The 13,164-nt window shown below is 63.1% G+C and carries 9 protein-coding genes; 2 read left to right on the forward strand and 7 right to left on the reverse strand.

Translation table 11 applies throughout. The annotated features are described in order from the left end of the window. Positions 1 to 203: 203 nt before the first annotated feature. Complete coding sequence (locus HHL14_RS14895) at positions 204 to 374, forward strand: hypothetical protein (protein ID WP_169498380.1); 171 nt, start codon at positions 204 to 206, stop codon at positions 372 to 374. A 507-nt stretch (positions 375 to 881) separates the two neighbouring features. Here the strand turns inward: HHL14_RS14895 and HHL14_RS14900 are convergent. The 3 genes from HHL14_RS14900 to hemE form a co-directional block, all read right to left on the reverse strand. Next, complete coding sequence (locus tag HHL14_RS14900) at positions 882 to 2,336, reverse strand: YeiH family protein (protein ID WP_169498381.1); 1,455 nt, start codon at positions 2,334 to 2,336, stop codon at positions 882 to 884. A gap of 169 nt (positions 2,337 to 2,505) precedes the next feature. Continuing rightward, positions 2,506 to 4,761, reverse strand: a complete 2,256-nt coding sequence (locus tag HHL14_RS14905) for a primosomal protein N' (RefSeq protein ID WP_329601665.1) — start codon at positions 4,759 to 4,761, stop codon at positions 2,506 to 2,508. A 464-nt stretch (positions 4,762 to 5,225) separates the two neighbouring features. Continuing rightward, on the reverse strand, positions 5,226 to 6,329 hold the full coding sequence (gene hemE, locus HHL14_RS14910; RefSeq protein WP_169498382.1) for a uroporphyrinogen decarboxylase: 1,104 nt from the start codon (positions 6,327 to 6,329) through the stop codon (positions 5,226 to 5,228). A 223-nt stretch (positions 6,330 to 6,552) separates the two neighbouring features. Here hemE and HHL14_RS14915 point away from each other — a divergent pair, with 223 nt between their 5' ends. Next, positions 6,553 to 7,353, forward strand: coding sequence for a transporter substrate-binding domain-containing protein (locus tag HHL14_RS14915; protein WP_169498383.1), 801 nt, complete (start codon positions 6,553 to 6,555; stop codon positions 7,351 to 7,353). Between the two features lie 806 nt (positions 7,354 to 8,159). On the opposite strand, the gene HHL14_RS14920 is transcribed toward HHL14_RS14915, so the two are convergent. The 4 genes from HHL14_RS14920 to atpG form a co-directional block, all read right to left on the reverse strand. Next, a complete protein-coding gene (locus tag HHL14_RS14920; RefSeq protein ID WP_169498384.1) occupies positions 8,160 to 9,890 on the reverse strand; it encodes an AMP-binding protein in 1,731 nt (576 codons plus the stop codon). Between the two features lie 237 nt (positions 9,891 to 10,127). After that, positions 10,128 to 10,553, reverse strand: a complete 426-nt coding sequence (locus HHL14_RS14925) for a F0F1 ATP synthase subunit epsilon (protein ID WP_075303464.1) — start codon at positions 10,551 to 10,553, stop codon at positions 10,128 to 10,130. A gap of 157 nt (positions 10,554 to 10,710) precedes the next feature. Then, positions 10,711 to 12,105 carry a F0F1 ATP synthase subunit beta gene (atpD, locus tag HHL14_RS14930; RefSeq protein ID WP_169498385.1) on the reverse strand — a complete coding sequence of 465 codons (1,395 nt, stop codon included), beginning with the start codon at positions 12,103 to 12,105 and terminating at the stop codon, positions 10,711 to 10,713. A gap of 101 nt (positions 12,106 to 12,206) precedes the next feature. After that, the gene (gene atpG, locus HHL14_RS14935; RefSeq protein WP_169498386.1) at positions 12,207 to 13,091 is read right to left on the reverse strand and encodes a F0F1 ATP synthase subunit gamma; all 885 of its coding nucleotides are present in this window, start codon (positions 13,089 to 13,091) and stop codon (positions 12,207 to 12,209) included. Positions 13,092 to 13,164: the final 73 nt, after the last annotated feature.

Below are 13,164 nucleotides of genomic sequence, written 5' to 3' on the forward strand. Positions count from 1 at the left end.
TATACGACGTGGCTTTCCGGCCGATGGCACAACTCGCCGCGAGCGCCTTTACGATCGGTACTTTCCCTGGCGTGATTCTTTTTCAAATAAGCCTTATCAAACGACTGCAGCCGCCGATATACAGAAGCACGGCGACGGCCGGCCCGAAACGGGGTTTCAGGGCACGCGAAAAAAGATAAACGGGGTATTCGAGGGTTGGTGCAATGGAAAAGTGGCTGGTAATACTGGGCATCTGGGCGATGTGCGCGGCCTGCGCGGTGTTCTTCATTCGAGGTGCGGCCGGCAACTCGAATCGACGCGAGACGGACGAGAAAGCGGCGCGCGCGGCATCGCGTGCGTCGGCGGGCAATACCCAGGCTGCACTGAACGACTGACCTGACGGGAACGCGGGGGTGCCGCGCGGCGACGATGGTCGCGCGCGGGGTCGTTGCGTGGGTCTTTGTCGGGGGCAGTATGAGGGCCGCTGGCCGGCTTGGGCTTTGACTCGGGCTCGGCGTTCTGCTGCGCGCATGGAGGATCGATGCGCGGGCGTTCCGATGCCAGCGATTGCCGTTTCGGCTCGATGCGTCGGCTTGGCGCGACCTCCGGGTCTACGCGCCCGGCTCTAAACGAGTCCCACTGCCCGACTCGAAGCGCGCGCAGCTATCGCCGGGCGACACGAGCTGGTCGTGCAACCGGCACAACCGGCTTTCCGCGACGCTCGCGCCAAATCCCGAACCGAAGGCCACGAGCCCTGGAATGCGCTGTTCGAGCGCGCGACGTTCTTCCTCACGATACCGGCATGTCGCGCAGCAACGCACCTCCGTCGTATCGAATTCACTGTTGTATGCAGGCGACGATGCAGCACGCATCGAACAATCCCTCGAAATTTTCACTTCAGTTCACCCGAGGCTGTTCCAGTACGACGCGAAGATGTGCGCGGACAGCGCATAGCCGATCGCGATATTGACCACGACGCCCGCCGTGAACGCGAGAAACGGCTTCACACCGGTTGCCGCCAGCGAACGGAAGCGCGTCGTCAGTCCGATGCTCAGGAAGCAGAACGTGAACGCCCACGTGCGCAGCACCGTGATCGGCGCGACGAAATCGGGCGTCACGACCTTGCGGTAATCGGCGAGCGAGTAATGGCTCGCGATCCACGTGACCAACGCCGATGCGATCACGAAGCCGATCACGAACTTCGGAAAACGCGCCCAGATCTCGCCGGCATTCGGGCGCGCCTTCACGCCGCTGTCCTGCGCCTCCCAACGCGTGGTCGCGACAATCGCAAGCACGAACGCCCAGATGCCGATCCAGATGTCGCGGCCGACCACCTTCATCAGCGTGAACGCCTGCAACGAGGCCTCCGGCGCGCCGGCGATCGCGCCGCCCGCGTGTCGCGCGAAATCGCCGTAGGCCTGCGCGGCGGCGATGCCGGCGGCATCGGCGAATTCCGAGGTGCCGATCCATGCGCCGGCGACCGCCGTCGACAGTCCGAGCGAGCGCGACGCGAACGGCAGCACGAAGATCATCACGATCGCCCACAGCACGACCAGCGTGATCGCCACCGAAGCCTGCTCGCGCTTCGCGCGCACCGCGCCGGCAATGGCGATCGCCGCCGACACGCCGCACACCGCGCCACCCACGCCGAGCACGGCGGCGAAACGTCGTTCGAGACCGAACGCCCGCGCGGCAAAGAAGATCACGAAGAACGTCACGAGCGACACAATGCTGGCCTGCGCGACCGCAACCGGCCCGGCCCATACCAGCAGCGTGAACGGCAGCGTCGCGCCGAGCAGCACGATGCCGACCTTGATGTAAAACTCGACGCGCAATCCCACCGACAGCCACTCGGGCAAAGTCAGCGCATTCGACACGATGAGCCCGAGCGCCAGCGCGACGAGCGGCGGTTCGAGGTTGTACTTCGACGCGTCGACCCACGCGCCGAGCGTCAGGATCAGCGCGGACGCGACGAAAACGACGACGAACGCCGCCAGAAACGCCCCGACGCGCTGTCTGAGCAACGCCACGCTCGCCCCGAATAGCACGGCGAACGTAGCAAATAGCGCAACGTAGTTGGGCAAATGCCGGCCGATATCCTGCGCGGCCTGGCCGACGCTCGACCATTTAGCCGGCGCGACCGCGAGCCACCGGATGCTGTCACCCGTGGCGAACAACGCCCACGCGATCCCGATCACGAGCAGGCCGACGCCGGCGGCAAGCCAGTCTTCGGTCAGCGAAAAACCGCTGCCTCGCGTGGTTTGGACCCCGGGTTGCGCGTTCGATGGCGCGTTTTGTGTACCTTCCCGTCGTCCCGGCGCGGCGCCGGTCGAGCCGACGTGATGCGTATCGCTCATTGCAGATGCCCCGCAAAAGTTGAGTGGCACCGGCGCGAAAATATTGTCGTTTTACCCGAAGATGCGCCGATTTCGCGACTATAGGCGAGCGACCGCCCAAAGCGAAACGATCATTCGCTCTATGGATATGACGCAAAGAAGTATGGCGAGCGTAACCAGATTGCTGGCGTCAGATGTCGAGCGGATCGACTTCGAGATTCCAGCGCAGCACACCCTTGAGGCCGCGCAACAGCGGCTGCCACGCATGCAGCGTCGCTTGCAGCGCGGCGCGCGACGCGCTTTCGATCAGCAATTGCGCACGATGCACGTGCATCACCTTGACGATGGTGAGCGGCACCGCATCGTAGACGGTCACGCGCGCGGCGGCGGGAATATGGGCGAGTTCGGCGGCGGCTTGCTGCAGAAACGCGAGCGCGGCTTCGAGCGTGCGGCCTTCGGCGCGCAGCAGCGCCTGGTAGACGAATGGCGGCAGATGCGCATCGCGCCGCTCGGCCAGCGTCGCGTTCGCGAAGCCAACGTAGTCGTGGCGGCTCAGCGCGTGATACAGCGCGTGACGCGGATAGCGCGTCTGCACCAGCACTTCGCCCGGCAACCCGGCGCGGCCCGCGCGGCCGCTGACCTGCATCAGCTGCGCGAACAGACGTTCGCTCGCGCGAAAGTCGTGTGAGAACAGCGCGGTATCGGCATTCAGCACGCCAACCAGCGACACGCGCTGGAAATCGTGCCCCTTCGCGATCATCTGTGTGCCGACCAGAATGTCGACCTCGCCCGCGTGCACATCGGAAAACAGCGCCTGCGCGCTGCCCTTGCGACGCGTGCTGTCGGCGTCGATACGCAACACGCGGGCGCCCGGCACCGCGTTCGCGAGTGTTTCCTCGACGCGCTGCGTACCGCGCCCCATCGGCGCGATATCGACATTGCCGCACTCCGGGCATGAGCGCGGGATGCGCGCTTCCCAGCCGCAGTGATGGCAGCGCAGCGCGCGCTCCGGCTTGTGCAGCACGACGTAGGCGCTGCAGCGCGGGCAGCCGGCGACCCAGCCGCAGGCGTCGCACGCGAGTTGCGGCGCGTAGCCGCGCCGATTCAGGAACACGAGGCTTTGCTCGCCGCGCTCGAGGCGCGCTTTCAGCGAGGCGATCAGCGGCCCCGACAAACCTTCGAACGACGCGCGGCCGCGCCGGCGCTCTTCTTCGAGATCGATCAGCCTCACGCTCGGCAGCACCGCGTCCGCCACCGCGCGACGCGACAGCGTGAGCCGCTTGTAGCGCCCCTGATCAGCCTGCCACCAGCTTTCCAGCGATGGCGTAGCCGACCCCAGCACGACCGGCACGCCAAGCTGCTTCGCGCGATAGATCGCCAGATCGCGCGCCGAATAGCGCAGGCCTTCCTGCTGCTTGTAGGCCGGATCGTGCTCCTCATCGACGACGATGATCGCCAGTTGCGGCAGCGACGCGAGCACCGCGAGCCGCGTACCGAGCACGATGTGCGCGCGGCCAGTGTGCGCGGCGAACCAGTGACGGGCGCGCTCGCCCTCCGCAAGGCCGCTGTGCAGCGTGACGATCGCGGTGCCGTCGAGTGCGGCGAAGCGGGCGCGGAACGCGGCTTCGAACTGCGGCGTCAGATTGATTTCGGGCACCAGCACCAGCGCCTGCGCGTCGGGCTTAGCGGCCAGAATCTCGGCGAGCGCGCGCAGATACACCTCGGTCTTGCCGCTGCCGGTCACGCCGTGCAGAAGGAATGGCGCGAAGCCGTCGGCGCCGCGGATCGCTTCGACGGCGGCGGTCTGTTCGTCGGTGAGCGTGGGCAGCACCGGAGTGGGAGCGTCCGGAGACGCCGCAGCGGCCGGCACCGAGGCCGCTTCGATCACGTCGAGCGCGACCCAGCCGGCGGACTGCCAGGTGTCCAGCGTCGCGACGGCTTTTGGATGCAACGCGCGGGCGTCGGCGGCAAGCAGAAAGTCGCTGTCGACGAGCGCCTGGGCGAGCTTTCTGAGCGCGGTCGCACGGGCCGGCAGCGTGTCGGGCAAAGCCGTGCGGCCCTCGGGCGTCAGACGATAGCGCTCTTCGGGCGCGAACAGCCGCGACCAGCGCGACGCATCGCGCAGCGCCTGCGGCAGCGCGGGAAGCGCGACTTCGCCGAGACCGCGCTGGTAGTAGTCGGCGGCGAACGCGGCTAGCGCGAGCCAGTGCGACGAAACCGGCGGACAGGCGGTGCAAAGGTTATCCACAGCCTTCAGACGCTCGGCCGGCAGCTCGCTGTGAGCGGTTACTTCGCAGATGAGCCCCACCACGTGCCGCTTGCCGAACGGCACGCTGACGAGCATGCCCGGCACGGCCCCCTCGGCAATATCAGGCGTGGCGCAGCGATAGTCGAACAGGGTCGGCAGCGGATGGTCCAGCGCGACGCGGACGAACACCGGGTTCACGCGACGCGCGGGAAAAAAGCGCCTGCCGCGGCGTGAAGCCGCACGGCGGGACAGATGGCACAGGAGGCGAAGCCGTCGAAGTTAAAGTAAAACTTCAATTTCGCCGCTAAGTTTTGGATTCGGCTGAACAATTGCACTCGGCCCGCGCCCTGTGGATAACTTTGTTAAGAACTTCGCTCCGACCGGCCGCAAACCGTGTAGCCACGGCCTTTTGTGGGGTTCCGCACATTTCCCCGCGATTCCCGCAAACCCTTGCCAGACAAGGCTTAGATCAAATTCGCCGAGAATTTGCAAGGGTCGGGGCACGATTAAAAGCTCTACCGCGCCGCAGCGTGGACAATGTGCATAAGTCAAGTCTTGACAAGCACAGGAGCGCCATCTGACGGCGTGTGTAGGGCGTTTTTAACCTTAGGCTCAGAGCCCACTTCGCTGCGACGCAACAAAAAGTGGTAACGATTACAGCGTCAAGTCGCTGGAGTATGCGCACCACTACGAATCGCGCGGCTGTGTCGATGAACTTCGTCCACCAGCTCGGCGACGTGCTCCGGCGGCGTGAACTGCGAGATGCCGTGGCCGAGATTGAAAACGTGTCCCGGGTGATTGCCGAAGCTGTCGAGCACCGCGCGCGCTTCCATACGGATCGCGGCGGGCGGCGCAAACAGCACCGTCGGGTCGATGTTGCCTTGAAGCGCGACCTTGCCGCCGACGCGTTCGCGCGCGCGGCCGAGATTCACGGTCCAGTCGAGGCCGACCGCGTCGACGCCGCTCGCGGCGATCTCGTCGAGCCACAGGCCACCGCCCTTGGTGAAGGCGATCACCGGCACTTTTTCGCCGTCGTGCTCGCGCTTCAGCTGGCTGACCACCTGCTGGATGTAGTGCAGCGAGAAGCGTTGATAGATGCCGTCCGCGAGCGCTCCGCCCCACGTGTCGAAAATCATCACCGCCTGCGCGCCGGCTTCGATCTGCGCGTTCAGATACTCGGCGACCGAGCGTGCGTTGACTTCGAGAATCCGATGCAGCAGGTCGGGACGTGCATACAGCATCGATTTGACGGTGCGGAAGTCCGCCGAGCCACCGCCTTCGACCATGTAGCACGCGAGCGTCCACGGACTGCCCGAAAAGCCGATCAGCGGCACCCGCTGGCGACCTTGCGCGTCCTTGAGCGCCACGCGGATTTCGCGCACGGCGTCGGTCACGTAGCGCAGCGTCGCGTCGATGTCCGGCACCGCGAGACGGGCAACGTCTTCCTCGGTACGCACCGGACGGGCGAATTTCGGACCCTCGCCGTTGACGAACTCGAGACCGAGGCCCATCGCATCGGGCACGGTCAGGATGTCGGAAAACAGGATGGCGGCGTCGAGCGGGTAGCGTTCCAGCGGCTGCAACGTGACTTCCGTCGCGAAAGCCGGGTTCTTCGCCAGGCCGAGGAAACTGCCCGCGCGGCCGCGCGTGGCGTTGTATTCCGGCAGATAACGGCCAGCCTGGCGCATCAGCCAGATCGGCGTGTAATCGGTCGGCTGGCGCAGCAAGGCGCGCAGGAAAGTGTCGTTCAGGAGTTGATGGGCCACGTTGCGTACGACTGAAGAGCTAAGGGCAAGAAGGCATTTTACCGGACCCGGCTCGCCTCATCGCCATTGCCGGACATCGAGGCCATAACTGTTGCGCTAGCGCAGGTGCAATCAGATGCGCCCAGCCGCCCCTGGCTGAACGGCCGATGTTCAAGCTCGCGCGGCCGGGCTACTATCCGACAGCCTTACCGACCAATTACACACCACAAGGAGACTGGACTCGATGAACAAGGCAGCACTCGCAATGCTCGGCGCACTGGCCGGCGTCCTGATGCACGTCGGCGCGGCCAGCGCACAGACCGCCCCGGCCGCCGCGACCACCCCTTCCCGCCTCGACGAAATCATGAGCCGCGGCACGCTGCGCGCCTGCACGACCGGCGACTACAAGCCGTACTCGTTCTACAAGGGCGATGGCCAGTTCGAAGGGATCGACATCGATATGGCGGAGTCGCTCGCCAAATCGCTTGGTGTGAAGGTCGAGTTCGTCAAAACGTCATGGTCGAATCTGATGAACGACTTTGTGGCGAAATGCGATATCGGCATTGGCGGTGTGTCGCCGACACTCGAGCGGCAAAAGCGTGCGTTCTTCACACAGGCCTACATGATCGACGGCAAGACGCCGATCGTCCGCTGCGACGACGTCAACAAATTCCAGACCGTCGCGCAGATCGATCAGCCGCCCACGCGGGTGATCGTCAACCCCGGCGGCACCAACGAGAAGTTTGCGAAACAGTACTTCCCGCATGCGAACGTGACCGTTTATCCGGACAACGTGACGATCTTCAAGCAGATCCTCGCGGGCAAGGCCGACGTGATGGTGACGGACGCATCGGAGACCCTGCTGCAACAGAAGCTGAACCCGGGCCTGTGCTCGGTGCATCCGGACAAGCCGTTCCAGTACGGTGAGAAGGCATGGCTGCTGCCGCGCGGCGACGTCGCGTTCCAGCAATACGTCGATCAGTGGCTGCATCTCGCGCGAGCCACGGGCGAATATCAGGTCATTTCGGATAAGTGGTTGAAGTAAGGCCGGTAGTACCGGCCGTTCGCCCCTGCGTGTGGACAGCAAGGTGCGAACGGCCGGACGAAGCTCAAACGATCGTGTAACCAAGCGCGACTTTACGGGCCAGAACAAACGTGTCGAAACAGCTTTCGCGATACGTGATCGCACCCTTTTTCATACAGCCGACGGCAGCAGCGGAATTGCTGTGATGCACCACTTTTGTCTGCGCTAAGAGTTCGAAATTCGGGGCAGTGTCCGAGTTCTTGTAACAAGGGGAGTGCATCGTGCGAAAGATGCGTATGCAACCATTTATGCGGAATCAACCGATTCATTTATGCCGCAATATGCCTCGCGAATGGCATCAATCACCCGTATGACACTGCGAGAAAATCATCAGTAATTTTTACGTTTTAAACGATTTAATTTGGCAATAAATCCCGCAACGCCTTATCTGGCGGGCGTTACAACCTGAAACACTTTGTTACCGTGTTGCCTGGGCAATTCGCCCACAATGCCCTAAACGGTTTCAACACGGATGTGGCTGGGTGCGTGGTGTGAGCGGATACGATGCACTTGCCGGTCGGCGTTTGCCGAAGCCCTGTGAAGGGGCATCCCTGTTGGGGCCGTAATCGACACAGGGTCGTTATGAGTCGGTCCCATCTTTGGTCTCCTCGCGCTAACCCCGTAGCGTGTGGTTTTTAGCGGGCTCCAGGCCCGCTTTTTTTCGTCTGCTCAAACGTTTGCGCGCAGCGAAATGCCCGCCTCCAGCAGGTGTCTCCCCCCTTCCCTCGTCGTCACCCCGACCTGCCAGTTCGAACGCTCGCGGCGCGTCATGCGGTCTTGTTCTCGTTCAGCTTCAGCTCGCCCATCATCCGCTCGCGCATGATGAACTTCTGCACCTTGCCGGTCACGGTCATCGGCAGTTCGTCGACGAAGCGGATGTACCTCGGTATCTTGTAGTGCGCGATCTGCCCCTGGCAGAATTGCTGGATCTCTTCGCCCGTCGCCTGTTCGCCGGCCCGCAGCACGATCCACGCGCAGACTTCCTCGCCGTACTTCGTGTCGGGCACGCCGAATACCTGCACGCTCTGGATCTTCGGATGGCGGAACAGAAACTCCTCGATCTCGCGCGGATAGATATTTTCGCCACCGCGAATCAGCATGTCCTTCAGGCGGCCAACGATGTTGCAGTAGCCTTCGCTATCGAGCGTCGCCAGATCGCCGGTATGCATCCAGCCATCGACGATGCTCTCGCGTGTCTTCGCTTCGTCGCCCCAATAGCCTTGCATCACCGAATAGCCGCGCGTGCATAGCTCGCCGGTTTCGCCGACCGGTACGACGTTGCCGAGCGGATCGACGATTTTCACTTCGAGATGCGGCTGGATGCGGCCGACCGTCGTGGTGCGCTTGTCGAGCGGATCGGTTGTCGAGCTCTGGAACGACACGGGGCTCGTCTCCGTCATGCCGTAGGCGATTGTGATCTCGCTCAGGTGCATCTTCGAGACGACCTTCTTCATCGTCTCGATCGGGCACGGCGAGCCGGCCATGATGCCGGTACGCAGACGCGAGAAGTCGTAAGACGCGAAATCCGGATGGTCGAGCTCGGCGATGAACATGGTCGGCACGCCATGCAGCGCGGTGCATTGCTCTTCCGCGGTCGCGGCGAGCGTCGCGGCCGGATCGAAGCCCTCGCCAGGGAACACCATGTTCGCGCCGACCGACACGCACGCGAGCACCGCCAGCACCATGCCGAAACAGTGATAGAGCGGCACCGGTATGCACAGGCCGTCCTGCTCGGAGAGCCGCATCGCCATCGCGATATAACGCGCGTTGTTGACGACGTTGCGATGCGTCAGCGTCGCGCCCTTCGGATTGCCGGTCGTGCCGCTCGTGAACTGGATGTTGATCGGGTCATGGCACGACAGCGTGGCGCCGATCGCGTCGAGCGGCGCGACGTCGAACGACGCACGACCGCGCTCGAGCACATCCGAAAAGCTCAGCATGCCCGGCGTCTGCGTGTCGCCCATGCGGATCACGTAGCGTAGCTCGGGCAGCCGCGCCGCATGAAGCTCGCCGGGCGCCTGCGTGGCAAGCTCGGGTGCCAGCTCCTGCAGCATTTCCAGATACATCGACGTCTTGAAGCGCTCCGCGGCAATGATCGCCTTGCAGCCGACCTTGTTCAGCGCGTATTCGAGTTCCGCGAGCCGATAAGCCGGATTGATGTTGACGAGAATCGCGCCAATGCGTACGGTCGCAAACTGCGTCAGCAGCCACTCCGCGCGGTTCGGCGACCAGATGCCGACGCGATCGCCCTTCGCGACGCCGAGCGCCAGCAGCCCGGACGCCAGCGTGTCGACCTCGTTCGAGAACGCCTGCCACGTCCAGCGGATGCCTTGCTCGCGAAACACCACAGCCGGCCGATCGGGAAAGCGCGCGACGGTATCGTGCAGAAATTCGCCGACGGTCGCTTCGCTCAACGGATTGTCGGTCGACCCGCGTACGTACGACAGTCCGTCCGTAGGTTCGATGAGTGCACCTTCGCCCGAGCTATGCGTTGCCATGGTGTTGTCTCCGTGAGCGCCCGCGCGCCCGCTTGAAATGAATTTGAAATCGATTGTGCACCGGTGAAAGTGCGACCGGCATCAAGTCTTACCCGCAGCGCATCGGCGCGCCGTTATTCGCAGCATGCGGCCTGTTCACGCTCCCGAGCTGCGAATTTCCATTACCTTTCCGTAAACGTCAACTAGTGATCAAAAAAAAGCAGCCGCGCGGGCTGCTTTCTTCCACTACGTGTCGCTTCAGTGCTGACCGCGCAGCTTGCGCAGACGCTGAATTGCCGCGAGCTGTGCCGTCGCGTACGCGAGTTCCGCTTGCGCGGTTGCGTATTCGAGGTTCGAGCCCGTGTTCTGCAGCGCTTCTTCCGCACGCTTGCGCGCGTCTTCGGCCTTGGCTTCGTCGAGATCCTTGCCGCGGATCGCAGTGTCGGCGAGAACCGTCACTGCGCCCGGCTGAACTTCGAGGATGCCACCGGCGACAAACACGAACTCTTCTTCGCCGTTTTCGGCTTCGATGCGCACCGCACCCGGACGAATCCGCGTGATCAGCGGCGTGTGGCCCGGCAGAATGCCGAGTTCACCCGCTTCGCCCGGCAGCGCGACGAACTTCGCCTGGCCCGAGAAGATTTCCTCTTCCGCGCTGACGACGTCTACTTTAATGGTTGCCATAAGTGTCGACTCCTGTCGACGGAAGCAGGCGTTTTAACGCCGACTCCCGTCCCGTGCAAGGCAGGGTTGAGCGTAGTAAGAGGCGCCGGCTTTGCGTATCGATACATCACTCGTATCGATACGCGCGAGGCGGCGCCCGCTTCGTTACACCCGACCTTTACTGGATCTTCTTGGCCTTTTCGAAGGCTTCGTCGATCGTGCCGACCATGTAGAACGCCTGTTCCGGCAGGTGGTCGCACTCGCCTTCAACGATCATCTTGAAGCCACGGATCGTTTCCTTCAGCGGCACGTACTTGCCCGGCGAACCCGTGAACACTTCAGCGACGTGGAACGGCTGCGACAGGAAACGCTGGATCTTACGAGCGCGCGCCACGGCGAGCTTGTCTTCCGGCGCGAGTTCGTCCATGCCCAGAATTGCGATAATGTCGCGCAGTTCCTTATAGCGCTGCAGCGTTTGCTGCACGCCGCGCGTGATCGAGTAGTGCTCTTCGCCGATCACGTTCGGGTCGATCTGACGCGAGGTCGAATCGAGCGGGTCCACTGCCGGGTAGATACCCAGCGAAGCGATGTCACGCGACAACACGACGGTTGCGTCCAGGTGGCCGAAGGTCGTAGCCGGCGACGGGTCGGTCAAGTCATCCGCAGGGACGTACACGGCCTGAACCGACGTGATCGAGCCGGTCTTGGTCGACGTAATACGCTCTTGCAGCTTACCCATTTCTTCAGCCAGCGTCGGCTGATAGCCCACTGCCGACGGCATACGGCCGAGCAGTGCCGACACTTCGGTACCGGCCAGCGTGAAACGGTAGATGTTGTCGACGAAGAACAGCACGTCGAGGCCTTCGTCACGGAAGTGCTCGGCCATCGTCAGGCCGGTCAGCGCGACGCGCAGACGGTTGCCCGGCGGCTCGTTCATCTGGCCGTACACCAGCGCGACCTTGTCGAGAACGTTCGAGTCCTTCATTTCATGATAGAAGTCGTTCCCTTCGCGGGTACGCTCGCCAACACCGGCGAACACGGAGTAACCACCGTGCTCCTTGGCGATGTTGTTGATCAGTTCCATCATGTTCACGGTCTTGCCCACACCCGCGCCACCGAACAGACCCACCTTACCGCCCTTTGCGAACGGGCAGATCAGGTCGATAACCTTGATGCCGGTTTCGAGCAGTTCCGTCGACGGCGACAGTTCGTCGAACGCCGGCGCCTTCTGGTGGATCGAGCGCGTGGTTTCGCTCGAGATCGGGCCGGCTTCGTCGATCGGACGACCCAGCACGTCCATGATACGGCCGAGGGTCGGCTTGCCGACCGGCACGCTGATCGGCTTGCCCGTGTTCTTCACGATCGTGCCGCGGCGCAGACCGTCCGATGCACCCAGACAGATGGTACGGACCACGCCGTCGCCCAGTTGCTGCTGGACTTCGAGCGTCAGCTCCGAACCTTCGAGAATGAGCGCATCGTAAATCTTCGGCATGGTTTCACGCGGAAATTCCACGTCGATCACCGCGCCGATGCACTGTACGATCTTGCCTTCTACCAAAGCAGTAGTACTCATCGCTTTTCCTTTAGATACTCAATTCTTCACTCGCGCAAAGGCGCAGTTTCTTCGATGGGTGCGCCGCGAAGGCGCACACGAAACGACATGCCTGATCAGGATCAGACCGCCGCCGCTCCACCGACGATTTCCGACAGTTCTTTCGTGATCGCGGCCTGACGGCTCTTGTTGTACACGAGCTGCAGTTCGTTGATGACCGTCTTCGCGTTGTCCGAAGCGGCCTTCATCGCCACCATCCGGGCCGACTGTTCCGATGCCATGTTTTCCGCGACGGCCTGATAGACCAGCGCTTCGACATAGCGCACCAGCAGTTCGTCCACCACGGCCTGAGCATCCGGCTCGTAAATGTAGTCCCATTGGGTGCTCGGCGTCGTGCCGTCTTCTTCCTTGCGCTCGAAGTGGTCTGCCGACAGCGGCAGCAGTTGCTCGATCACCGGCTCCTGCTTCATCGTGTTGACGAAGCGCGTGTACGCGAGGTACACCGCCGAAACCTTGCCTTCCGAGTACAGGTCGAGCTGCACCTTCACCGCGCCGATCAGCTTTTCCAGATGCGGCGTATCGCCCAGATGCACGACGTTCGACACGACCTTCGCATGCAGACGGTTCAGGAAGCTCAGACCCTTGCTGCCGATCGCGGTTGCCTCGACCGTCTTGCCCTGGCCTTCCAGTTCCTTGAACTTCTGCACCGATGCGCGCAGCACGTTGGTGTTCATCCCGCCGCACAGACCTTTATCGGTCGTGACGAGGATGATGCCGGCCGCCTTCGCGCCTTCGTTCGACACCATGAACGGGTGACGATACTCGGGGTTCGCACGGCTCATGTGCGCAGCGATATCGCGGACCTTGTCGGCGTACGGGCGAGCAGAGCGCATGCGCTCCTGAGCGCGGCGCATCTTCGATGCGGCCACCATCTCCATCGCTTTCGTGATCTTGCGCGTGTTTTGCACGCTCTTGATCTTGCCGCGAATTTCCTTCATTCCAGCCATTGCTTGCTCCTTCCCATGCAAAGCGGCCGAAGCGGTGCGGGGGCACTTGCATGCGGCCCGCGCCGCTTCAGGA

This window comes from Paraburkholderia antibiotica (genome assembly GCF_012927125.1).
Taxonomy (GTDB): Bacteria; Pseudomonadota; Gammaproteobacteria; order Burkholderiales; family Burkholderiaceae; genus Paraburkholderia; species Paraburkholderia antibiotica.